Source organism: Streptomyces sp. NPDC051913 (assembly GCF_044593635.1).
In the GTDB taxonomy this organism is placed as follows: Bacteria; Actinomycetota; Actinomycetes; order Streptomycetales; family Streptomycetaceae; genus Streptomyces.
The window spans coordinates 18643-41110 of sequence record NZ_JBIUCI010000031.1 but is presented as its reverse complement, the minus strand read 5'-3'; the positions used below and the strand labels follow the sequence as shown (position 1 = coordinate 41110).

Sequence of the window (22468 nt, the reverse complement as noted above, 5' to 3'; positions counted from 1 at the left end):
TGCTAGGGAGATGACCAATGTTGACGCGTGGCCCGGCATGGACATCTGGCAGCACGCGGATCAACTGATCCAGCGAGGACGCCTCCATGTCGACAGGGCCTGCGGGTCTGCGCATCCCATGCTCCCGGACCTTGTGTATCCCCTCGACTACGGCTACATCGAGGACACCAGGGGCGGCGACGGAGAGGAAGTGGATGTGTGGCTGGGGTCCGGGCCCGACGATCAGGTCACCGCTCTCGCCTGCACGATCGACCCCTTCCGGAGGGACGCCGAGGTCAAGTTGTTCTACAGGTGCACGCCTGAGCAGATTCAGCGGATCCGGGACTTCTACGCACCGCAGTCGCAGGCGAGTCTCATCGTGCTTCGCCCTGAACGGGACGAGACAGCCGTCCTGTCGTCCCCTTGATGACATCGGTCAGGCTCGCCGCGGCGGACGCTGTCCCTCACGGAGGCAGGCTTTCAGGACGACTCCGCAGGCCCGCGAACCTGAACTTGGCGGAGTCGTTGCCTGGTGTGTCTGCTTGTCTCGGGTTCCCGGGTGGTGCCGGACCCGCTACTCGATGAACTTCGGCAGTATGAGCGGGGGCCAGCGCCCTTCGCGGAACATGCCCAGCGCGTGTGCCCTGGCGACCAGCGCCGCGCGGTTGGGCGCCTGGAGTCTTCGCAGCATGAGGCCGACGTGGTAGTCGACGCCTTGGCGGCTCAGATAAAGACGGGCGGCCAGTTGCAGTGTGGAGGCACCGGCCGCAATGCCTTCCAGGATTGCCGCGTCGATCTTGCTCAGCTGTGGATGCGAGTCCGTAGCCGGTTCCTCCTTCGCCGCGGATTCGACCGTGTCCGGCGGGGGCTTGTCCGGGTGGAGGAAGACGATGATGCCCGCCAGACCCGTCCCGGTGTCTTTGACGGCTATCGCGGTCAGTTCGCCGCGGAAGACCCGGCCTGACGCCTCGACGCCGGAGACCCGCTCGACGAAGCGGTTCACGCGTTCCTCGGCCAGTGCGGCGAAGCGCTTGCTCAGCACGGTCACGGACAGGGGGTGCAGCAGCTCCAGGAGACTGCGGCCACAGGTCTGCGCCGGAGTCCGGCCGAACTGGTGGGCGAAGTCAGGCTCCGCTGCCGTGATGATCAGATCAGGAGATACGTGTGAGGTAAGTGGCTGCTGCAGCAGCGGGGTGTTCCAGGAGTCGCCGCGGGAGCCCATCCGGTCGTTGGGTCGGGGCCGGTCGACGCCGATCGGTTTCTCTAACGCGAAGACCACGCTGCTTGTGTTCACGGTGAACCTCGTCTCTCGGGGCGCGACAGATCGGGTGAGACGGACGGAAAGTGGCTGACAGGACCGTGCGTGAATGCTCCGGTTCCACTGTTCGGCGCCTGCCAGGAGCGTAGATAGGTGTGCTGTAGCGACGCAAGCAGTGTTTTGCCAATCATAAAACACATGTGAATCCACGAGTCGTGCTGTGCGCCGCGCGTGGGCGATATGTCCAGTCCTGCCGTGAGATGCGGCGCGAACCGTGCGCCGACGCCTCGGAGCGAGTGTGGTTCCTGTGGCGCCAGCTTTTCCTAACGCTTTAGCGGCGGCAGGGCATACCTTTTACAAGTGGTCTTATTCGCTGAGTCTCTGGTGGGATCGGCGCGCCAATAGCAGGAGGCCAAGACGCCCAGGCGCCAGCAGCGACTATTTGAGTTGTTTCCCTAGAAATTGGAACTGCACCCGTGTCCGGCCGCCCTGTGGGAATCACCCGGTGAGCAGCCTCGTCCGGTCTCATTCGGCCAATGCGCGGGTACGGCGCCGGGCGGCCCGCGAGTCGCGGCGACGGCTTTAGTGCTGTGCGGCGAGCATGTGATGGAGGATGTCTTTGCGCTGCATGTCACTCATTCCACCGGTGATGAGGGCGTCTTGGACGAACCTGGCCTCAGACCCCCGCGCACAGCCCAGATGTTCGTGGAGCACCATCAGGCACGTCGCCGCCTTCACGAGCCCTTCAGAACCGACGAACTGGGCGATCGAGCAGCGCAGCGCAGCCTCCGAATCCTTTGTCAGCAGCGCATCGATGCCCGTCAATGCCGTGGCCCGGACCGTCTCGATGACGATCCGTACATCGGTGAGCCAACCCTGAACGTGCCTGTGATCGAGGGGCGCTGAACCCGCCGTCCGACCTCCCCGAACGAAGGTCAAGGCCCGTTCCAGTTCCGGCTCCAGCCAGGCCACAGCGGCCAGCCCGTAGAGAGCACGGCCGAAACTGGTGATGTCGTACAGAATGCGCGGACCGTCTCCGGGAGCGCCGAGGACTGCGGTGCTGGGCACCGGGACCGAGTCCATGAGGAATGTGCCGGTCGGGCTGGAGCGCAGGCCGGTCAGCTCCTCCTCCGGCCCCCGGCTGACCCCCTGACTGTCGAGGTCGAGCAAGAAGAGAGTGATGCCGTGCTCTCCGAGGTCCGCGATGCGGGCCTGGATCATGGCGCGATCGGCCACGGGAGCGTTGGCGACGTGTTCCTCCACACCCGTTAATGACCAGCCGCCCGTTTCCCGGGCGACAGCCCGGGAAACGGTGCGGACCGAGTTCCCCCAGCCCTGCGGCTCGGTGAGCGACGACGCTCCCACCTCTCCGTTCAAGAGCGGACGCAGGTAGTGCTCGTGTTGCCAGGGCGAACCGTACTCGGTCAGTGCCCGTATCAGGCCTGCGTGGGTGATCAGGGACAAGACGAAACCCAGGTCCCCGCCACCGCGGGCGACGTCGGCCAGCCGCAACGCCAGATGGCGCCATGTCCCGCCGTGGCCGCCGAGGTGCTCGGGTACCCCCGCACGCCACAGGCCGGCCTCGGTGAGACGGCGCCATGAAACGAGATCGAGGCCCTTTACGCGGTGGGAGGGATGCGCGCGAGGGGCCACATGAACGCGGGCCAGCTCCTCGAAGGGCCGATCGCCGGCGGGGATCCCTGGGATCGCCGGTACCGGAAGGGCGGTGGAAGGTGCATCGGAGGTCACGGATTTCTCCTCGGCTCGGTACCGGCGCACGATCAAGGCGCCGGCGGCAGGGCTGCCGCGAGGACCGGGCGTCGGGGCAGTGATGGCGCTCCGGACCGAGTGGCGGCACGCGCCTCGGCAACCGGGCGCCGGCCCGATGGACTGAGAAGGCCGGTGTCCGCGTCGTCGCCGAAAGCGGGCACGTTCGACGTACCAGGCTGGTGTGCCATGGCGTGCGTCTGAGGGCCGGACCCGGTGCGGGCAACTCGTCGCCCACAGAGGCGTCGTCGCGTGGTCCTGGCTCAGCGCAGCTTGAAGTGAGTCAGCTCCAGGGGTCGGTCGTGTCGACCGAGCCCCCATCGGACCCCTCGGCCCGGACGACGGCGGTGTGCTGGGCGTGGGTGGGCGTCTCGGCGGTTGTCACCGCGCCGCAAAGGGCGATGAGGACTAGGCCGCCGAGGACGATGAAGACGCGATTCCGCTGCGCGAGGTTGCTGTTCAAGTCCACTCCTTCCGTACCGAGGCCTGCTGCGGGCTTCTGGAGAGGAAGTTAAAGGCGGCCGTTATCCCACCCCTTTGGCGCTGCTATCCCTTTTCGATAGTCGGCGTGCGGTGGGCTGCCTGGCCAGGTGAGTGGCCCGGTCGCGGCCGTGGAGCCGCTCCCGGCCTGCTCGGTGCGGGCCCGGGCGATGTGCGTCATCTCGTGTTCCCACAGATACCAGCACACCCGCTCGACACCGCGTTTCAGGTAACGGCGGTAGGTGCTGAAGGAGACCGAGAGTTCGCGGGCCACGGCCTGCTGGGTGTTTTCCCCGTTCAGGTAGGTGGCCCAGACTGCTGCTCGCTGCCACTTCGCCCTGGGGTCCTGGCCGATGGCCTCGACCGCCTGCACAATCAGTGCGCGCAGGATCTTCTCCGGGTCGCCGGAACTCTGCACGACGAACGCGGCGTGCAGCAGGGGGTTGTCAGCCAGACGTTCGCGCTGATGCCAGGTGCGCAGGGCGTCGTGCACCGCGTCGTCGAAGGAGGCCCTGGAGAAGACGGTCGCGCGGGGGGCGCTCGTTCCGTCCGGTGTCAGAAAACCATGAAACATTCGGTTGTCCAGACGGTCTGCCCACTCGGACACACCTCTGGCCCGCCAGTCATGTCCGAAGAGCGTCACCCGCTCTTCGACGGGGTACAGGGTTTCCGGCAGCCGACGGAAGTCGGCGGACTCCAGCAGGCGGTTCAGGCGGGCATCGCCCCGGACCGCAAAGAAGGTCCAGTCCAGCCGCTCCTGGCTCAGAACTTCTCGAGTGACCTGGGCAAGCATCCGGGGCAATACAGTCAAACGCTCGGCAGAACGTTTCCGCGTGAAGGCGAAGCGCATGAGGTTGGCCCCTCGTCCAGGCCGCAGGCCGCCTTCGGCCTCTGCGTGGTCGCGCACGGCGCGAACCACGGGATCGACTGCCGTCTCGGCGGCGTCCCACCGGCCCAACCGCAGCAGAGCCAGGCACCCCACCGTCTCACCGGTATCAGCCGACCGATACAGACGAAAGTTCTCCGACTGCCGGTGCAGCCAGAAGTCCACGACCGCCAGGCCGCTCTCGCCGAGGGACGTATGAGCCAGCTCGCGTACCTGCCGCATGCCCGCAGCATCACACGGGATCTCGTACACGCTGTCGTGGCGGTCGCTCCAGTCGTAACCCAGCATCCAACTACCGTGAGCCTGAAGATGGTTGAAGACGGCAGCGGCTCGCAGCGACTCCGGTTCCCGACGATCCCGGACCATGTCCTGCACATGGGACCGCAGCGCCTTGTGCATCGACAAATACAAGTCGGGCGCACGCCAGCGGAGATCCCGGTCCACGGCCTCCGCCACCACGGGCAGCAGGCGCAGCCCGGTCCGTCCAGCTGAGACGTACGGTAGGCGCCGCAGCCAGTCGAACACGTCGTACGCCTGCTCCGGCATGAACAAGCGCAGCAGATCCTCAGTGACGTCCGGGACGTGAGCACATATCTCCAGCGCCTGCCGGTGGACGGCGGAGGGCGCCGGATCCACCACTCGGCGCAGCAGTTCGGCAACTGCCGGCGGAGAGGGGCACCAGCCGTCCTCGGGGCCGTATCCGCTTTCCTGCCCGAGGAGACGAAGGGCGAGGGGATGCCCGTGGGAGAAGGCGATTCGCTGTCTGCGGCCGACGGCCGAAGCAGGCATCGCATCGGCGAGAACCCGTGCTGAATCCTCCCGACCCAAGCCTTCCAGAGCCCTGACAATGAGACCGTCCTGCCATGCCGGATCGCTGCGCCAGCGCGGGCTCGGCGGCTGACGCCCGGCCAGGACGACCAGCGACCCCGGCGTCAGGGACAACAGGAACCGGTCCCTGAACCAGCCTTCCAGGCGGTCGAGGCGTTCCGCCCCGTCAACGAGAAGGACCACACGTCCTGGACCGGGCGGGACGGCCGCGGCGGCGAAAGCCTCTGTGGTCGGCTCGATCAGATCGACATCCACCTCGACAACGTCCCGCCCCATGCGAACGGCCTCGACGGACAATCGCTGCAACAGCATCGTCTTGCCGATTCCGCCGGGCCCGTACCAGGCCAGCACCGTGACGTCGTCCGGCCGGCCATCCAGCGCCTCGCGGAACTCGTGCAGTTCGGCCCGCCGGCCCACGAACCCTCGTAGGAATGCTGCTTGCCGCAGTCTGACGGCGGGATCGGCGGGAGCGGGATGCTCCCGTTCCACAGCAACGTCGCTGGGGGTCATCGGCGGATGAAGACCTCTTGTAGGCGGCTCACCGGTCGAGCAAGGGTGAAGTGGTCGGAACTCGGGGCCCGGAAGCTGAGGCGCAGGCGGGACCGGTGGGGTCGACGGTCGGGATCCAAGCCAGCAACTGCTCGGCGCGCTCCCTGTCCTCGGACGGACCCCGTGTGGCCAGCGTCGCCATGGCACTCTTCAGCAGAGCCCGCGCGCGGGTGTGCTCGCCGTTCCGCAGCCACAGCTCCGCCAGATCAAGCCGAGTGGACGCTGCGCCGGCCTGGTCCAGCATGCGTTCACGAACCGCTATGGACCTCTCGAAGAGCGACGACGCCTCGACGGGCAGACCGAGCCGCTCGTTCACGCGTCCGAGGTCGTCCAGCAGATAGCCTTCACCGATCACATCACCTTCCGAGACAACCGTGCGCAGTGCCTCGTCCAGAGCCTCCCGGGCCTTGTGAACCTGTCCGCGACGCAGGAAAAGCTGCCCCATCCTCTGCAGCGTCCGAGCTTGGCCGCGCGCAAGCCCGCGAACACGTTGAATCTCTAGGGCCACCTGCAGTTCCGCTTCGGCCCGTTCCAGCTCGCCCCGTTGGATCAGCAGCGGCGAGCGCGCCGTGAGCACCGTACTGCGCACCCACTCGGCGCCCAGGTCGTGCTCGGCCTGGTCGAAGAACCTCAGCGCAGTCTCGTCATCGCCCGCCAAGCGCTCCACGGTGCCAAGGTCCCTCCGACACAGCCCCGACTCCCGGGTGGCCCCCAAGGTCTGGAAGATCTCCAGTGCCGATGACAGCAAAGTGCGCGCCTCGGACAGCTGCCGACGGTTGAAGTGCAGGGAACCGAGGGAGAACAGCAGGGCTGCTTGCCCCCGGAGATTGTCCGTGCGGCGTACGGCGGTCAGCGCTTTGCGGTGGGTGCGGGCCCAGTGGTCCAGATAGCCGCGTGCCTCGTAGAACCAGGCGAGGTTGACGGCGATCTCCCAGGCGTAGTCGTCCTCGCCCTGCTGGGCGAGGTCCTCCACGACCAGGCTGAGGTTCTCCCGCTCGCTCTCCAGCCATTCGGCAGGCTTGGCCAGCAGCATGCGGGCGTGGCTCTCCGGCAGGTGCCAGCGCTCGGCCGGTCCGCTGATGAGGAAGTAGTCGCCGAAGGCATGACGATGCGCCCGGGTGACCAGGAAGAGCCAGGCACCGCCCATGCGGCGTAATGCGGCGAGCCGCTCGGCCTCGCTGGACTCCGCGTGCAGCCGGTCGCGCGCGAACAGCTGCACGAGGTCGTGAAGTCCGTAACGCAGTTCGCCATCGGCCTCGACCCCCGTCGCGTCGAGCATCTGGACGTCGACCAGGGGTTCCAGCAGGTCGGAGGGGTAGGCGTAGGAGTCGTCGAGCAGCGCGCCGCCGATCCAACTGGGGAAAGTGGATCCCTTGGCCAGACTGAGCAGGCGCAACAGTCTTCGGTCGGTGTCGGCGAGTCCGTCGTACGTGAGAGAAAGGCTGGCGCGGACGGTCAGCTCGCCGTGGGCCAGTTCGTCGAGACGGTGACGCTCGTCCGCCAGACGCTGCACCATCGCGGCAAGGGACCAGTGTGGGCGGGCCGCGAGCCGGGCTGCCACGATGCGCAGGGCAAGCGGCAGTCCTCCGACGGCACGGATCAGCGCCTGCGCGGCCTCCGGTTCATCGCGCACCCGTTGCGGGCCGATGACGTTCTCGAAGAGCTCGAGCGAATGCGACTGGTCGAGGATGTTCAGGAGGATGCGGTGCGCTCCGGGCAACGCGGTGAGCCGGGCCCTGCTGGTGACGAGGACCCCGCACGAACGACTACCCGGCAGCAGGGGCACGATCTGCTCCTCGCTGGCGGCGTCGTCCAGGACCACCAGGATCCGGCGGTCGGCCAGCAGGCTCCGGTAGATCTCCGCACGCTCCTCCAGAGAATCCGGGATGCCCGGACCGGGCAGGCCCAGCGCGCGCAAGAATCGTCCCAGCACCTCCCGGGGCGCCACGGGATCCGTGCGACTGCCGCGCAGGCGGCAGAAGAGTTGACCGTCGGGGAAGTGGCGCTCGGACAGACGGTGGGCGACTCGGGTGGCGAAGGTGGTCTTACCGACCCCTGGCCGGCCCACCACGACAACGATGCCTGTGGCCCGGTGCGAAAGCGTCTGTGTCAGCACATCTTCCGTCTCTGCCATATGGGTTTCCTGACCGACGAAGTCCCCGGTGTCTACAGGTAGTTGCCGGGCCATGGCAGCTCGGGAGGCGATGGCTCCCCGGGCGTGGGATGCGCCCGCGAGCTTGTCGGTCCTCTCGTTCGCCGACCTCTTCGGGACAGGAGAGACATGCTCGGTGCGCAGCTGCAGGACCGGATCGTCGGTCAGGATGGCCTGTGCCAGATGGCGCAGATCCTGACCGGGTTCGAGGCCCAGCTCGTCCTGGAGCAGGGTACGGCCCCGACGGTAGGTGTCCAGAGCTTCCGCCTGGCGCCCGGAACGGTAGAGAGCGAGCATCAGCTGCCCGCGGAATCGTTCGCGTAAAGGGTTCTCGTCGACCAGCCGTCCCACCTCGGCAATCAGCTGGTGGTGGCGTCCCAGGCCGAGTTCCAGGTCGAGGAACGTCTCCGTCGCCGCGAGGCGTTCCTCGTCGATCCGCTCGGCGACCCGGGCGAGTGTCTCGCTGGCGATGCCGTTCAGACACGGCCCGTGCCACAGGCCGACCGCGACGCGCAGTCGGTCGGCAGCCTCCGCAGCCCTGCCCTCACCGACCATGGTGCGGGCTTCCGCCACCGAGCTGCGGAAGACATTGAGGTCCAGGGCATTGTCACTGGTCTGGAGCAGGTAGCCGGGCGACCTGGTCACGATCACGGCCTCCACGCGTGCCGCTGCCAGCGTTTTGCGCACTCTGGAGACGCAGATCTGTACCTGTGTCCGAGCCGTCTCGGGTGGGTCCTGCGTCCAGAGCAGCCGCACGAGGCGATCGCTGCTCATCAGTCTGCCGCTCTCCAGCAGAAGTGCCGCGAGTACGACCTCTTGGCGGCCGGCAGTGACCGTCACTGCGCCGTGGTCACCGAACACTTTTAGTTCGCCGAGGACCCGGAAGGCGAAACCACCCGTCCGACTTCGCGACTCGAGGTGCGCTGTTGCCATGGCCCTCCTCATCCCACACACGGGGAGACATGTTTGTCTGCCGGAGGAAGTGTAGGACGCAAACGTATCTCTCGGATCGGCATGGCCACCGGATGAACAGCAATGCTTCCGGCGCCCGCCGTGATCGCCTGTCCCGATCGGGCTGCGGCCGTCAATTCAGGCACGTGCGCCATTGCGGCTGACCCGGCCATGAGCATCTTCGGAACACAAGTTGACCATGGCTGCGCGGCTGGATAGCACCGGGATAGCGCTGACTTAACGGTTGACCGAAGGATGACACGGCGAGAGCCCCATCCTCCCACTGGTTCGGATACTACGAGGAGTCGGTCATCCAGTGATCAACGGTAATGAATCCGAATTGGTTCCGGCCAGTCCGGCCGCCACATCGGCCGGTGTGCAACATGTGTTACTCACGTACCACTACGAGGACGTCGGCGATCTCGAGGGCTATGCGTCCCTGCTTACGGACGATGTGATGTTCGATCACCCCGGAGCGCCACCCGCGCGAGGCCGCAACGCCGTACTAAGCGCGCACACCGCCCAGGCGACTTTGCACACGCAACACGAACTGATCACCGTGGTGGCTGAAGAGGGCACTGTCGTAGTCCTCGGGCGTCTGCTGCGTTCTGCTCCTGGTGCCTCGGAGTGGACGTGCGGTCAGGTGGAGTTCGCGGACGTGTTCATCCTGTCAGCGCAGAGTCTCGTGCGAAGCCGCCGCCGGTACTACTACGCCCCTACCTGACCAAGTGGGGGCGTCGTGGTGCCGAATGCGACGATCGAGATCGTCAGCCACCTGCTCTTGGATATCGTGCGCCGTGAGGAGTCGATGCAATCCGCCGCCACGCGGGCTCCCTCGACGGCCAGCCCGACGGCACGGTCGAATCGGACGGGGCCGGTGGGCCCGGAACGGGGACCTGCTCTCCAAGGAGCTGGGGGCGGTGATCGAGCTGAGCGCCGAGCGCACACGGTGTTTCGCCACGCTGCAGCGCGCCTGTACGTCTTCTCGGGCTCCACGGCCAAGCTGACGGTCCCGTCCTCCGCCTTCCGGCCGGCACGCATCTGCGCCACCGGGTGCGGGCGTACCACGGCACGGATTACGGCTCCTGGTCCGGTTGCACGACCTTCGTGAGGGACACCGGCCTCCCAAAAACACCTTCAACATGACCGTCTCCTTCTGAGTAGCGGGCCGGGGTGGAGCATGCCGACGCCCCACCCCGGCCGGATCTCACCGAATGCGCTTCGCCGGCTTGGTGGCCGCGTTGAGCAGATACTCCAGAGGGCCGCGATGGAAGAAACGGGACCAGACCGCCGCGAACACGATCGCCCCGAGGACGAACATGAGCAGCGGCACCCAGGACTGCTGGCTGCTGGTCCCGGCGTGCACGGACAGCGCGGACTGCGCGAGGAAGTGGCCGACGTAGGCGGTCAGGGACATGGTGCCCACGGCGATGACCGGCTTCGCGAGGCGCCGCAGGCGCGGCAGGCGCTCCATCGCCACTGTCGCGCCCACGATCACGAGGATCGCGACACCGACGCTGCCGATGATGTCGAACGTGGTGCCGCTGTGCGGCCCGGCGGTAGAGCACGTTGTGCCCGTAACGGGCGCGGGCACGGTCGGCGACGGCTTCGATGGCGAGGATGCGGTCGTCGCGCTGGTCAAGGGTGAGTTGCCGGGCTGCGGCAGCGGCCGGTCTCAGAGCGTCGGCACGCAGCGCGATGCTCCGCACGCGGGCGCGTTGCAGGCCGAGGAGGTCATAGATCTCGTAGGCCGTGCGGGTCAGCATCGTGGTGTGCAAGGTGGGTTCGGGCAGGGTGCGGCTGCGGCGGGTGGCGCTGGCGTCGGCGTATCGGATGGGCAGGTGAGCCCTTGGGCGATCTGCTGGGGGTCGCGCAGCTGGGTGCTGAGGTTCTCGGCCAGGGCGAGCAGGTCTCGCCGGTGGGCGGCGGGATCGAGCTCGTCGTGTGCGAAGCGGTGCTCGGCGCTGAGGGTCGCAGGGGTGTTGCCAAGAAGGTGGGCGGTTTTCGTGCCCACGCCCGGCAGTTCCCCTACGGGGCGGGGACGACGGAAGGCCGCGATCTCCCGAGGAGCCGCCGATGACGGTTCGCCGAGCGACGGTCTCCAAAACCGGATGTCGCAGGTTCGAGTCCTGCCTCCCCTGCCACCGATCGGGTCGTCAGAGCATTCCGCGCAGGAGAACGCGCAGTTCTCGCAGCCGGGAGCGGGGACGGGGACAGGGGACGGCCAACCGGCAATCTTCGGAGCCGGCCGTGTATGGGGTGATCAGTTGGCGAGCCCTGCGCAGCGCAAGCGGCTGCGGCGGGGTACGGCCAGAGCAGCTCTGTCCCGCGGCGCTGTGGACGGGATTCCCGCGCACGCCTGCACCTGCCCGGTGGGCGAGACAGCGGGTGCCGCTGCTGCCGTGCGCAGCAGGGTGGGGTCGGCTCGCAGGACACGTTGGTGCATCTCCTGGAGTTCAGGGCCGGGATCGACGCCGAGTTCCCGGGCCAGGAGCCGTTGCACTTCACCGTAGACCGCCAGACCTGCGGCCTGCCGCCCCGACCGGTAGAGGGCGAGCATGAGGAGTTTCCGCAGGCCTTCGTCGAAAGGGTGGTGCGCAACGAGTTGCTGTAGGTCGACCGCTGCCGCGGTGGTGCTTCCGAGTTCCAGTTCCGCAGCGAGCCGGTCGGTATGGGCCTGGAGACGGAGATGCTCAAGGACGTGCCGATGAGCGTCGGCCCGTGGCCCCCCGAGCCCCTGCAGTGCCTCGCCCTGCCACAGTGCCAGTGCGTGGTGCAGATGACGGGCGACATCCTGGAGGCAGCCTTCGCGCCGGGCCCTCTCCGCCCTCGACGTCAGGGATCTGAACGCCTTGAGATCGCAGTTGGTTTCCGTGGTGGCCAGGGAGTAGCTGTCCCCCCGAGAGTGGATGGCAGACGACGCCGAGGTGCAGGCCGGTTCCAGTGCCCGGCGCAGCCGGTAGACATGGGTGCGTATCGTGCCGACGGCTGTGGCGGGGGCGGAGCCGGCCCAGATGGCGTCGGCCAGGGCACTCACGGACACCGGGGTTCCCTCGGCAAGGATCAGTGTGGCCAGCACCGCCTGCTGCTGGGGTGGGCCCAGCTTGATTTCCCCAGTTCTGTTCCAGGTGCGCACGGGGCCCAGTACTGAGAAACGCAGGTGGTTCATCGAAGAAATCCTCCATCGCGGGCAGAAAACGCACCCGGAAGAACACGTGCCGCGGACTTCCCGGGCTGTCCCACAGTCTGGGAGGCGTACTTGACGACCTCTTGGAAGTCACTTGCCGACACCTTGCAGACGACTCGAATCGACCTTCATGCAGCGCTCGCCTCGTCGCGTGCGCGCATCGTGGTCTGCAGATGGCGCAAGGCGTAGTGGACCCTTGACTTGACCGTCCCCGGGGGTATGCCCAGGGTCGTAGCAGCCTGCTGCACAGTGAGTTCGTCCAGGTAAGTGGCGCGCAGCGCCTCCTGGTGGAGCGGGGCGAGATCCTCCAGGGCCTCGTGGAGGTCCAGGGCGGCCAACATGCGTTCGATCTCACGGCAGTTGCTGTCGACGTCCTTGAGCCAGGTCGCCGTACTGCTGATCTCGTGGGGTCGCAGCGAGCGGGCGCGGTATTCGTCGATGACCAGATTGCAGGCCACGCGGAACAACCACCGCCGTACGTTCATGGTCGCGGTGTCGTAGAGGTTGCGCTTGACCCAGCAGCGCAGCAGAGCCTCCTGGACGACGTCCTCCGCCCGGTAGGCGTCGCCGCCGACCAAGCGCAGGACGTAGGTGTAAAGGTCCCTGGTGTGAGCCTGGTAGAGGTCGAGCAGTGCCCTTTCCTCCGCTGACGCGGACCCGGTCGATCCGATGACGTGGTGCTGCATGGTGTGCTCCCGAGCTGCCGTGGACGCGTCAAGTGGTGGAGCACCTGAAGGTGTTGCCTGGCGATGGCAGCCCGATGGTCGTCCGATGGACGCGGTGACGATGGACGCGGTGACGAATGATGCGGTGACGACGGATCGATGCCGTGACGCTCTACGGGGCTACGGGCCTACGGGTCTACGGGCTCTACGGCTCTACGGGCTCTACGGGGTCTGCGCGGCGTAGGCACGCGGCGGCGTGCGCATCCGCTGTCCGACGTACCGCACCAGAGGAGCGTGGGCATTGGGGACCAGGCCCTGATCGCCCAGCCGCTGCCACATGTTCAGCAGTTCCGTGCCGTGTGCGAGGACCGGCTGCTCGTCTTGCAGGAAGCTCCAGGCGGCTGTCGCCCGCGCCACGTCATCGGCTGCCCGCGGGTCGGCGTGCTGGCAGCGGACGCGGGCTACGGCCAGTGCCAGCAGCGTTGCCTGGCGGGGGATGCCGCACAGGTGGGCGAGGTAGGCCTCCAGGGCTCTGGCTTCCAGGGCGTAGGGGTGTGCCGCCTCGTATCTGCCGGTGAGGTACTCGCGTAGCGCGGTGGCCAGCAGCAGGGCCTGGTCCAACTGGTCGGCGTGTGCCTGCCGTTGGATGGTGGTGACACGGTCGGCCAGCGCCGGGGGGAGCGTGGCGTCGTGGGGAGCCGGGGAGGCTGTCGGCGGGAGAGGGTCGTCGGACGGCACGGACAGCCGGCTGGAGCCGTCGGGCAGGACGTCGAGCAGGAAAGTCTCGCCGCTCGACCGGTCGTTCACGGCTGCCCGCACGACGGTGTCGCGCTCGCGGGCGTAGTCGTGCAGGAGGTTCAGGACCGCCTCGTGCACCGGGACGTCCTCCGCCTCCGGCACGAGGTCACCGTTCAGGACGGCGCGTTCCTCCTCGGAGATGTACACGTCGCAGGAGAAGACCTCGGAGTCCGGGGCCGGGAGTGTCATGGGTGTGTCCTCGGAGGATCGTGGCCGGCGGGCCGGCGCAGGAGAAAGTCGCGGGCGAGGTGAACCGCCCCGCACAAAGGGCCGTTGTGGAGTGTCATCACGCTCCCCCGGTCCAACGGGCCGGCATCCGATCCGGTTCAAAACCGGCCTAAAAACACAGAAGAAGCATGAAAGTAGACACTGTTACGACCTCGGAGAGGGCACCCGGTGGGAAATCCTTCAGCGATGCCACCGGGAGCCCATGCGTGGGTGCGCGGGCCCGCGTCCGCCCAGCCGCCGTCGGCCGCGGCGAACAACGCTCCTCCTCAGCCCCGGCCCCCGCTCGATCGCCAGGAACACGGCACCGGGCCCGTCGCCCCGCCCCCGCGCCGCAGCCACGGGCCGGTGGAGCGCACGGGCGGGACATCGGTCGGCCCGAACGGCTCCCCGGCCACGGCCATCGGCTGGGTGCAGGCGCACGGCGGCGCCGGCGTCACCTCCCTCGTCCGCTGCCTGGGCGGGGTGGACGTGGGACCACGCTGGCCCCAGCCCCTGCGCGGCGAACCCTCGCGTGTCCTGCTCGTCGGACGCACCAGCCTCACCGGATTGCAGGCGGTCTCCCGGCAGCTGGACGCGCTCCGGCAGGGCAGGGCTCCCCAGGGGCTGGACCTGCTCGGCGTGGTGCTGGTCGCGGACGTTCCCGGCAGGCTGCCACTGACGCTCGTACGGCGGGTGCGCGTCATCACCTCGGCCGTCACCGTCCACCGCGTCCCCTGGATCCCCTCCTGGCGCGTCGGCGAACCGGGTTCCGAACCACCGAGACAACTCACGTCCCTGGCCGCCGTGGTGAGCGGCACGGACATCCCCTCGCGGAGGCGTAGATGAGCGGCGTTTCCTGGATGCTCGCCGGTTTCAACCCCGACCCCGAGGCCGGGCAGGTGCTGGGCATCCTCGCCTGGTGCGCGTCCGCCGCCGGAGTCGGAGGGCTCATCGTCGTAGGCATCAGGATGTCGCTGCAACTGCGCCGCGGCGACCCAGGTGAAGGCGGCGAACACTTCCGGGGCGTCTTCTACATCGCCCTCGGCTGTCTTCTGGCCGCCACCGCAGGGCCACTCGTCGCCGCCCTGGGCGACCTGTCCCTCTGACCCGCCACCCCGTCCTGGGCGACCTGTCCCTCTGACCCGCCACCCCGTCCTGGGCGACCTGTCCCTCTGACCCGCCACCCCGCTCGTGCACCGCACTCCACCACCGTGCGGATGGGCCCGGCGGCCGAAAGTCCCACCCCTCCGTCCGAGCCCACCGCCCGCACGCGGACCGCCGGACGGACCGTGCACTGCACCCCTCTTGCCACCCTCTGCCATGCCACGCCATGCCATGCCGCGCCGCTCCGGGCCCGAGTACGCCCTGCTCGACGGAGACCGGCGGCATCCTCACCCGGAGATCCTCATGACTCTGCTCGACCTGTCCGTTCTGGCGGCCGGCGTTCCCGACCCCGTACGCAACGCCCCGCCCGCGCTCGCCGACAAGGTGAACACTGTGCTGGGCATCGCGGCCTGGGCAGGCACCGCCGCCGGGGTGGCCGGTGTGCTCGTCACCGGGGCGATGATGGCGATCTCCGTGAAGCGGGGAGAGAGCTCGGAACACATGAGCCGACTGGCCATGGTGCTGGGCGGATGCGTGCTCGTCGCCACGGCCGGTCCTCTGGTCACCTTCGTCTTCGCGTGAGCCGGACCCACCGATGCCACGTACACGACGTCCGTCGAAGCCGGACACCCCTTACTGGACACACCGCAGCTGGCAGGCGTCCGCCGCCTTCCTCGCCGTGGTGGCTCTGGCGTCCGCGGTGGTGTTCTTCACCTCCGGCGCCGAACGCGGCGGCTACGCCCAGGCGGTGCCGCGCACCCCGGCAACGTCCGAGGTACGAGTGAACCCCTGCCAGGCCCAGGCACAGTCCCAGACCCAGACCCAGCCCCAGGCACAGTCCCAGGCTGAGGCCCAGGCTCAGGGCGGCGACGCAGCGCCGGCGGATCTGCGCTGGGGCACGGTGCACGGCACCCGGGTGCCCGTCTCGGCCTCCCAAGGACCCGCCCGTCAGGAGAGCCGGCTGTGGCGGTGTTTCGCCCGCACCCGGGTTGGCGCCGCACTCGCCGCGCAGATCATCTGCTCACAGATGAGCGGACCCGACTGGCGCTCGGCCACCGAGGAACAGGTGGTACCCGGGCGGGGGCGGGAGAAGTTCGCCGCAAAACGTGAGTTCGTACAGGACACCGCGGAGTCGGCCGCCCGGGCCACCGCCACCTGGGCGGGCTACCGCACCCTGTCGTACGAGGGCCGCTCCGCCACCGTGGGGCTGCTGATCAAGACGGCCCAGGGATACGCGGCGACATCGGTGCGGTTGCGCTGGACGGACGACGACTGGAAGGTCCTCGCCGCCGACGACGGCGCCCTGTACTCCCGGCTGACCACCAGCGCGGTTCCCGCCGGATACACCCTGTGGGAGGCCTGACATGGCATGCCCGAACGGCAATCCGCTGGCCGACGCCGTCGTCGGCTTCTTCGAGTTCCTCGGCAACCCCGTCAACACCATCGTCAAGGGGATCGCCAACGCGGTACTCGCAGGCGCCATCGAGATCTTCGACTCGCTCATCACCAACGTCCCCACGTTCTCCTCCACCACCACGGCCGCGCAGGTCAGCGACCAGACACAGTGGCTGGTCGTCTATCTCGCCGTCGGATCGCTGCTGGTCGCCGCCGCCCGCATGGCACTTCAGCAACGCGGCGACGCGGGACGTACGGCACTGAAGGGCATCCTGCGGGTCATCTTCGTCGCCGGTGCCGCCACCACCGTCGCCACCGCCTGCGCGTCGCTGTCCGACCGGTACGCCGACCATCTCTTCCAGCTAGGGGCCGAAGCCCAGATCAACAGCATCGGCTGCCAGGACGGCGCGAACATCGAGCCGTTCCTGCTGCTGATCCTCGCCTTCCTTCTGATGATCGCCGGCATCCTACAGACGATCATGCTCTACATCCGGCTGGGCGTCATGATCCTGCTGCTGGGCACGCTTCCGCTCGCCGCCGCGGCGTCCATGACCGAGTGGGGCGCCAGCTGGTGGCGCAAGCACATCGGCTGGCTGACCGCGTGGCTGGCGTACAAGATGGCCGTCGCGCTGGTCATCTACGCGGGCTCCGCGATGACCACCGCGGGCCGGGGGACCGGGGACCCGGAGGCGATCCACGAACGCATCGCCGGCATCGGCGTGATGCTGCTGTCCGCCATCGCCCTGCCCGCGCTGCTGAAACTGGTCGTGCCGGCCACGGCGGCCCTCGGCGGGGACCCGGTCACCTCCTACGCCGTCTCCCAGGGCCAGAACGCCCTGGCCTCCGGCGCCCGCTCGGTCGGCAGCCAACTCAGCAGCCCCAGCGGCGCACAGCCCGCGGGCGGCGGTGGCGGTGCGCCCGGTCCGGCCGGTGCTCCCGGAGGTGCTGGAGCGACCGGTGCCGGCGGCGGGGCCGGAGCAGTCGGCGGTGCCGGAGCCGCGGGCGGAGCCGGGGCCGCGGGCGGAGCCGGTGCGGCGGGCGGTGCCGGTGCGGCGGGTGCCGCGGGCGCGGCGGCCGGACCGGTCGGTGCCGCGGTCGGCGCAGCCGTCGGAGCGGCGCAGACCGTGGGACGCGCCGCCGCCGGTGCGGCGGGCGGCGGCAACGGCAACAACAACTGAGCGGCCGCGTCCGCCAGTTCTCCTCGACAGCCGCCGGGCTCCATGTCCCCCCTTGGAGTCCGGCGGCGCCCCTCACCACCGTGAAAAGACCATTCACCCGCACCATCAGGACAAGGACACCGGCTCACCATGACAGCGGACATCACGACACACCCCACATACGGCAACTGGCGCCGCCCCAGGCGCCCGGGCCTGGGCCCCCTGGGACTGGTCGGCACCGTCGTCGTCTTCGGCGGGCTGGTCCTGACCCTCCTCGCCTCCCTGATCTCCCTCATCGCCGCCCTCGTCGTCCTCGTCCCCGTGGTGCTGTTCCTCATCCCCCTCGCGATCCGCACCCAGGACGGCCGCAACGTCTACCAGTTGATGGCCCTGCGCATCGGATGGCTGCGGCGCAAGTCCAAAGGCGCGCATCTGTACGTCTCCGGCCCACTGTCCCCGCGCCCCGGCGGCCGCTTCCGCCCGCCGGGTCTGCTCAACAAGGTCACCGTCAGCGAGGGACACGACGCCTACGACCGTCCCTTCGGAGTCCTCCACCATCCCGCCCGCAACCTCTACACCATCGTCCTCGGCTGCGACCCGGACGGCGGTTCGCTCGTCGACCCCGAGCAGGTCGACGTGTGGGTGGCCCAGTGGGGCGAATGGCTCGCCCGGCTCTCCCACGAGCCCGGACTGCGCGGGGCGGGCGTCATCGTGGAAACCGCCCCCGACCCCGGCACCCGGCTCGCCAACGAGGTACTGCCGCGCATCCACCCCGACGCCCCGGCGGCGGCCCGCGCCGTGATGCACGAGGTCGTCGAGCGCTACCCGACGGCCTCCTCCGAGATGCACACCTACGTCACCCTCACCTACGGGGTGCCCGGCGGGAACAAGCGCAAGAAGGAGGACATCGTCACCGACCTCGCCATCCGCATCCCCGGACTGCTCAGCGGCCTGGTCGGAGCCGGCGGCGGCGCCGCCTACCCGCTGTCGGCCGAGCGCATCGCCGAAGTCGTGCGCGTCGCCTACGACCCCGCGGTCGCCGCCGACGTCCTCGAAGCCCGCGCCCAACACGGAGGCACGCACCTGGAATGGGACGACGCCGGACCCGCCGGCGCGGTCGAGACGGTCAGCAGCTACCAGCACGACTCCGGTGTCTCACGGACCTGGCTGATGACCCTCGCCCCCCGCGGCACGGTCCGCTCCTCGGTGCTGCGCAGCATGCTCGAAGCCGTGTCCGGCACCCGCCGCAAGCGGGTCGCGCTCATCTACCGGCCCGTCGACCCGGCCACCGCCGCCCGCATCGTCGAGGCCGACCGGCGCGCCGCCCAGTTCATGGCCACCTCCGGGCGCGGCATGGTCCAGGCCCGCGCCGCCTCCGAGGTACGCGCCGCCGAACAGACCGCCGCCGAGGAGGCATCGGGCGCCGGCCTCGTGGAGTTCTCGCTGATGCTCACCGTCACCGTCGACAGCGCCGAGCAGCTCGCCGACGCCGGTGTCGCCGTCCGCAACCTCACCGCCGCCTCCCGGGTCCAGATGCGTCCCGCCGACCGGATGCAGGCCGCCGCGTTCACCTGCACCCTGCCCGTCGGGATCCTCCCGTGGGAGCAGACCTTCATCCCGCACGAACTGCAGGAGGCGCTGTGAGCCGGGAGAACCAGAAGAAGGCCAAGGCCAAACCAGCGCCCGCACAGCCCAAGGAACTCTTCGTCCCACCGCGTGGCTGGTACGGCCCGGGCGGCGGACGCGTCGGTCACCTCGACCCGCCCACCATGTGGCGCGCCACCACGGTGCAGGCCTGCGGCATGTGGCCGTTCGCCGCCGGCTCCGGCGCCCCGATGATCGGGGTCCCGCTGGGACAGCACCTGTTCACCGGCGCCACCGTCTGCGGCGACCCGCTGTCCTGGTTCACCCGCGCCCGCTACATCTCCAACCCCTCCCTGTTCATGCTCGGCATGCCGGGCCTGGGCAAGTCCACCCTGGTCAACCGCATGCTCATCGGGCTGGCCGCCACCGGAGTGGTCCCGCTGGTCCTGGGCGACCTCAAACCCGACTACGCCGACACCGTCCGCGCGCTGGGCGGCCAGGTCATCTCCATCGGCCGCGGCCGCGGCGGCATCAACGTCCTGGACCCCGGCGCCATGGGCCAGGCCGCCGACCGTATCGGCGGCGAGGCCGGGGACATCCTGCGGGCCGAGACCCACGGCCGTGTCCTCAACATGGTCGCCGCGCTGATCACCATCGTGCGCGGCCGTCCCATGGACGACCACGAACAGTCCGTGCTCTCCGCCGTCCTGCACCACCTGCGCGAACGCACCGCACCCGGCCGCACCGCGCTCCTTCCCGACCTGCTCCAGGTCCTGACCGAGGGACCGGACCGGGTCCGCGCGGTCACCCTCGACCGGGGCAACGACGCCCGCTACCGCGACGCCGTCGACCCCCTGCACCGCTCCCTGCTCGGCATCCTCGACGGGCCCCTCGGCGACACCTTCGCCTCCGAGACCTCCACCCGCATCGACCCGAACTCCCCGGCGGTGTGCATCGACATCTCCGGCATCGGCGAGGCCGACACCCAGCTGACCGCCGCGGCCATGCTCGCCGCCTGGTCCGACGGCCTGGGCACCGTCGCCGCCTCCCACGCCCTGGCCGACGCCGGACTCGCCCCGCGGCGCTGGTTCTTCACCGTCCTCGACGAACTGTGGCGCCCGCTGCGCGCCGCCTCCGGCATCGTCGACCGCATCGACGCCCTCACCCGGCTCAACCGCTCCCTCGGCCTGGGCGACGCCAAGATCACCCACACGCTCAAGGACGCCGAGGCGCTCGGCACCGACGCGGACCGGGCCAAGGCCCGCGGCTTCGTCGAACGCGCCGGCATGGTGGTGTGCGCCGGGCTGCCCCGAACCGAGATGGAGGACCTCGGCCGGGTCGTGGGACTGTCCCGGCGCGAGATCGAACTCGTCTCGTCCTGGTCCTCCCCGCCCGGCTGGGGCGTCACCACCGAGCATGAGGAGCCCCCCGGACGCGGCCGCTTCCTCATCAAGGTCGGCGGCCGCCCCGGCATCCCCATCAAGGTCGCCATCACCCAGGCCGAACGCGAACTGCACAACACCAACACCCGCTGGACCCCCAACGAGACGGCCGACCCCGCCACCAGGAACCTCGCACGGCAGGTCGCCCGCGCCGCCCAGGAAGGCCCGCTGCCCCTCGACCCCCGACTGACCGGGGAGACGGTGTGAGCGCCGGCCGCAGCGGCGCACGCGGCCCGCACGACGAACTGACCTGGGCGGTGGCCGGCGTCGTCGTCGCAGCCCTGGGCCTGTTCAGCCTGGCCATGCTCGGCGGATCACTCGCCTCCCTGTTCACCGGCCATGGCTTCACCCACCCTCCCTACGCCCTGTCCACCCTGGTCGGGCTGACCACCTCGGACCCGGCCGCGTACTGGCCGGCCACCCCCGCCTGGGCCGTCTACACCGGCATGACCGCGCCCCTGCTGCTCCTGACCGCACTCGTGGCCGTCGTCGCCACGGCCCTGCGCCGCCGCCGCGACACCACGCCAGGGCTGGCGGGCCGCCGCGAACTCGCCGGCATGTGCCCCGACGGCATCACCGACCGGGCCCGCTCCCTGCGCCCCACCCTCAAGGGCCGCGACCGCCTCGACGCCGACGAGACCGGCAACCTGCTCGGCGACCTCATGCCGAACGGACCCGAACTGCGCAGCAGCTTCGAGGACGTCGAACTCGACCTCATGGCACCCCGCGCCGGAAAGTCCACCGGCATCGCCATCCCACGCGTCCTGCGCGCCCAGGGCGCCGTCGTCCTCACCTCCAACAAGTCCGACGTCTACGCCGTCACCCGCGCCCAGCGCGAGAACGCCGGCACCGTGTGGACCTTCGACCCCCAGGGCATCGCCCACACCCCCCGTGGCATGTGGTGGAACATGCTGGGCGAGTGCCACACCATCGAAGGCGCCCGCCGGCTCGCCGGCCACTTCGTGGCATCCGTCAACGACGACGCCTCCAAGAAGGACTTCTGGATCTCCGCCGCCCAGAACACCCTCACCGCCCTGTTCCTGGCCGCCGCGCGCGGCGGCGCCACCGTTCAGGACCTCCTGGCCTGGCTCGCCGACCCGGCCGACCGCACCCCCATCGACCTGCTGCGCGACACCGGACTGGACGCCATGGCCGAGCAGTTGCAGGGCACGGTCCGCGGCGCGGTGGAGACCCGCGACGGCATCTACGAAACCGCCCGCCAGACCGTCTCCTGCCTCCTCGACCCCGAGATCCTCGCCTGGGTCGCCCCCGACCCCGACCTGCCCGAGTTCCGCCCCGACCGACACGTCGCCGGACGCGACACCCTCTACCTGCTGTCGAAAGACGGCGGCGGCTCCGCGGCGGGCGTCATCGCGGGCCTCGCCGATTCCACCCTGCGCGCCGGAGTCGTCGCCGCCGAACGCATGGGCGGCCGCCTGGACCCGCCGCTGACCGCGGTCCTCGACGAGGCCGCCAACGTGTGCCGCATCTCCGATCTCCCCGACCTGTACTCGCACTTCGGCTCCCGCGGCATCAACGTCGTCACCCTGCTGCAGAGTTACCGCCAAGGCGCCCGCGTGTGGGGCGAGGCGGGCATGGACGCCCTGTGGAGCGCGGCCACCGTCAAACTCCTCGGCGCCGGCCTCGACGACGCCGACTTCGTCCAGAAGATCTCCACGCTCGTCGGCCAGCACGACGTCCGCACCCCCAGCATCTCCCGCAGCCGCGACGGCACATCACGCTCGTACTCCTACCGCCAGGAAGCCGTCCTGCCCCCCGACAAGATCCGCGCCCTCCCCAAGGGCACAGCCCTCCTCCTGGCCACCGGCGTCCGCCCAGCCCTGATCAGACTCCGCCCCTGGTTCAAGGAAGCCGACGCCGAGGCCATCTCAACGGCGGCGAAGGCGGAGGAGGCGGCCATCACACGGCGGGCGGTGGCCAAGCTGGGCGGCGCGGTCACGGCTGTGGAGGCGATGACCGTGAACCTCGACAAGGCGTGACCCGGTGGGCGGTGGATCTGCTCAGCCCCCTCTGAACCCAGCCATGACGGCAGCCGTTGTCCCGTGGCACAGACGGCAA

Annotated in this window: 19 protein-coding genes and 2 pseudogenes; 11 read left to right on the top strand and 10 right to left on the bottom strand. The window is 69.4% G+C overall.

Translation table 11 applies throughout. From position 1 onward, the window contains the following. The first annotated feature begins 10 nt into the window (after positions 1 to 10). Positions 11 to 406 carry an inorganic pyrophosphatase gene (locus ACIHIX_RS45945; RefSeq protein ID WP_399966630.1) on the top strand — a complete coding sequence of 132 codons (396 nt, stop codon included), beginning with the start codon at positions 11 to 13 and terminating at the stop codon, positions 404 to 406. Between the two features lie 147 nt (positions 407 to 553). Here the strand turns inward: ACIHIX_RS45945 and ACIHIX_RS45940 are convergent, their stop codons facing one another. The 5 genes from ACIHIX_RS45940 to ACIHIX_RS45920 all read right to left on the bottom strand — a co-directional run bounded on the left by ACIHIX_RS45940 (position 554) and on the right by ACIHIX_RS45920 (position 8832). Further along, a complete protein-coding gene (locus ACIHIX_RS45940; protein WP_399966629.1) occupies positions 554 to 1273 on the bottom strand; it encodes a LuxR C-terminal-related transcriptional regulator in 720 nt (239 codons plus the stop codon). Between the two features lie 546 nt (positions 1274 to 1819). Further along, on the bottom strand, positions 1820 to 2986 hold the full coding sequence (locus tag ACIHIX_RS45935; RefSeq protein WP_399966628.1) for an acyl-CoA dehydrogenase family protein: 1167 nt from the start codon (positions 2984 to 2986) through the stop codon (positions 1820 to 1822). Between the two features lie 301 nt (positions 2987 to 3287). After that, positions 3288 to 3467 carry a hypothetical protein gene (locus ACIHIX_RS45930; protein ID WP_399966627.1) on the bottom strand — a complete coding sequence of 60 codons (180 nt, stop codon included), beginning with the start codon at positions 3465 to 3467 and terminating at the stop codon, positions 3288 to 3290. 48 nt (positions 3468 to 3515) lie between these two features. Further along, entirely contained in the window at positions 3516 to 5708 is a 2193-nt protein-coding gene (locus ACIHIX_RS45925; RefSeq protein ID WP_399966626.1) for a hypothetical protein, read from the bottom strand. A 28-nt stretch (positions 5709 to 5736) separates the two neighbouring features. After that, a complete protein-coding gene (locus ACIHIX_RS45920) occupies positions 5737 to 8832 on the bottom strand; it encodes a BTAD domain-containing putative transcriptional regulator (RefSeq protein ID WP_399966625.1) in 3096 nt (1031 codons plus the stop codon). Between the two features lie 334 nt (positions 8833 to 9166). Between ACIHIX_RS45920 and ACIHIX_RS45915 the strand changes: the two genes are divergently transcribed. Then, positions 9167 to 9574: a nuclear transport factor 2 family protein gene (locus ACIHIX_RS45915; RefSeq protein ID WP_399966624.1), complete on the top strand. Its 408-nt coding sequence runs from the start codon at positions 9167 to 9169 to the stop codon at positions 9572 to 9574. Between the two features lie 483 nt (positions 9575 to 10057). Here ACIHIX_RS45915 and ACIHIX_RS45910 read toward each other — a convergent pair. Then, positions 10058 to 10408 (bottom strand): annotated as a pseudogene (locus ACIHIX_RS45910) (DUF418 domain-containing protein); the annotation flags it as partial. 142 nt (positions 10409 to 10550) lie between these two features. Further along, a pseudogene (locus ACIHIX_RS45905) lies at positions 10551 to 10643 on the bottom strand (hypothetical protein); the annotation flags it as partial. Between the two features lie 56 nt (positions 10644 to 10699). On the opposite strand from ACIHIX_RS45905, the gene ACIHIX_RS45900 reads away from it, so the two are divergent. After that, on the top strand, positions 10700 to 10930 hold the full coding sequence (locus tag ACIHIX_RS45900; RefSeq protein ID WP_399966623.1) for a hypothetical protein: 231 nt from the start codon (positions 10700 to 10702) through the stop codon (positions 10928 to 10930). 183 nt (positions 10931 to 11113) lie between these two features. On the opposite strand, the gene ACIHIX_RS45895 is transcribed toward ACIHIX_RS45900, so the two are convergent. The 3 genes from ACIHIX_RS45895 to ACIHIX_RS45885 all read right to left on the bottom strand — a co-directional run bounded on the left by ACIHIX_RS45895 (position 11114) and on the right by ACIHIX_RS45885 (position 13689). Beyond that, a complete protein-coding gene (locus tag ACIHIX_RS45895) occupies positions 11114 to 12019 on the bottom strand; it encodes a BTAD domain-containing putative transcriptional regulator (RefSeq protein WP_399966622.1) in 906 nt (301 codons plus the stop codon). Between the two features lie 146 nt (positions 12020 to 12165). Beyond that, positions 12166 to 12723: a sigma-70 family RNA polymerase sigma factor gene (locus ACIHIX_RS45890; protein ID WP_399966621.1), complete on the bottom strand. Its 558-nt coding sequence runs from the start codon at positions 12721 to 12723 to the stop codon at positions 12166 to 12168. Between the two features lie 201 nt (positions 12724 to 12924). After that, entirely contained in the window at positions 12925 to 13689 is a 765-nt protein-coding gene (locus tag ACIHIX_RS45885; RefSeq protein WP_399966620.1) for a hypothetical protein, read from the bottom strand. 225 nt (positions 13690 to 13914) lie between these two features. On the opposite strand from ACIHIX_RS45885, the gene ACIHIX_RS45880 reads away from it, so the two are divergent. The 8 genes from ACIHIX_RS45880 (at position 13915) to ACIHIX_RS45845 (ending at position 22389) form a co-directional block, all read left to right on the top strand. Further along, positions 13915 to 14553 (top strand): hypothetical protein, encoded by a 639-nt coding sequence (locus ACIHIX_RS45880; RefSeq protein ID WP_399966619.1) that lies wholly within the window; start codon positions 13915 to 13917, stop codon positions 14551 to 14553. Continuing rightward, complete coding sequence (locus tag ACIHIX_RS45875) at positions 14550 to 14813, top strand: hypothetical protein (RefSeq protein WP_399966618.1); 264 nt, start codon at positions 14550 to 14552, stop codon at positions 14811 to 14813. Before ACIHIX_RS45880 ends, ACIHIX_RS45875 begins: the two co-directional genes overlap by 4 nt. 301 nt (positions 14814 to 15114) lie before the next feature. Further along, complete coding sequence (locus tag ACIHIX_RS45870; RefSeq protein ID WP_079313121.1) at positions 15115 to 15393, top strand: hypothetical protein; 279 nt, start codon at positions 15115 to 15117, stop codon at positions 15391 to 15393. 13 nt (positions 15394 to 15406) lie between these two features. Further along, positions 15407 to 16174, top strand: a complete 768-nt coding sequence (locus ACIHIX_RS45865; protein WP_399966617.1) for a hypothetical protein — start codon at positions 15407 to 15409, stop codon at positions 16172 to 16174. 1 nt (position 16175) lies between these two features. Next, complete coding sequence (locus tag ACIHIX_RS45860) at positions 16176 to 17384, top strand: hypothetical protein (RefSeq protein WP_399966616.1); 1209 nt, start codon at positions 16176 to 16178, stop codon at positions 17382 to 17384. 129 nt (positions 17385 to 17513) lie between these two features. Continuing rightward, on the top strand, positions 17514 to 19007 hold the full coding sequence (locus ACIHIX_RS45855; protein ID WP_399966615.1) for an SCO6880 family protein: 1494 nt from the start codon (positions 17514 to 17516) through the stop codon (positions 19005 to 19007). Beyond that, positions 19004 to 20596, top strand: a complete 1593-nt coding sequence (locus ACIHIX_RS45850) for an ATP/GTP-binding protein (RefSeq protein ID WP_399966614.1) — start codon at positions 19004 to 19006, stop codon at positions 20594 to 20596. The genes ACIHIX_RS45855 and ACIHIX_RS45850 overlap by 4 nt, the downstream gene beginning before the upstream one ends. After that, positions 20593 to 22389, top strand: coding sequence for a type IV secretory system conjugative DNA transfer family protein (locus ACIHIX_RS45845; protein WP_399966613.1), 1797 nt, complete (start codon positions 20593 to 20595; stop codon positions 22387 to 22389). Before ACIHIX_RS45850 ends, ACIHIX_RS45845 begins: the two co-directional genes overlap by 4 nt. Positions 22390 to 22468: the final 79 nt, after the last annotated feature.

Excerpts from the sequence above, each read along its gene's own strand:
- ACIHIX_RS45945 (WP_399966630.1), top strand. The coding sequence starts at position 11 with ATGACCAATGTTGACGCGTGGCCCGGCATGGACATCTGGCAGCACGCG.
- ACIHIX_RS45925 (WP_399966626.1), bottom strand. The coding sequence starts at position 5,708 with ATGACCCCCAGCGACGTTGCTGTGGAACGGGAGCATCCCGCTCCCGCC.
- ACIHIX_RS45920 (WP_399966625.1), bottom strand. The coding sequence starts at position 8,832 with ATGGCAACAGCGCACCTCGAGTCGCGAAGTCGGACGGGTGGTTTCGCC.
- ACIHIX_RS45895 (WP_399966622.1), bottom strand. The coding sequence starts at position 12,019 with ATGAACCACCTGCGTTTCTCAGTACTGGGCCCCGTGCGCACCTGGAAC.
- ACIHIX_RS45890 (WP_399966621.1), bottom strand. The coding sequence starts at position 12,723 with ATGCAGCACCACGTCATCGGATCGACCGGGTCCGCGTCAGCGGAGGAA.
- ACIHIX_RS45885 (WP_399966620.1), bottom strand. The coding sequence starts at position 13,689 with ATGACACTCCCGGCCCCGGACTCCGAGGTCTTCTCCTGCGACGTGTAC.
- ACIHIX_RS45880 (WP_399966619.1), top strand. The coding sequence starts at position 13,915 with ATGCCACCGGGAGCCCATGCGTGGGTGCGCGGGCCCGCGTCCGCCCAG.
- ACIHIX_RS45875 (WP_399966618.1), top strand. The coding sequence starts at position 14,550 with ATGAGCGGCGTTTCCTGGATGCTCGCCGGTTTCAACCCCGACCCCGAG.
- ACIHIX_RS45870 (WP_079313121.1), top strand. The coding sequence starts at position 15,115 with ATGACTCTGCTCGACCTGTCCGTTCTGGCGGCCGGCGTTCCCGACCCC.
- ACIHIX_RS45865 (WP_399966617.1), top strand. The coding sequence starts at position 15,407 with ATGCCACGTACACGACGTCCGTCGAAGCCGGACACCCCTTACTGGACA.
- ACIHIX_RS45860 (WP_399966616.1), top strand. The coding sequence starts at position 16,176 with ATGGCATGCCCGAACGGCAATCCGCTGGCCGACGCCGTCGTCGGCTTC.
- ACIHIX_RS45855 (WP_399966615.1), top strand. The coding sequence starts at position 17,514 with ATGACAGCGGACATCACGACACACCCCACATACGGCAACTGGCGCCGC.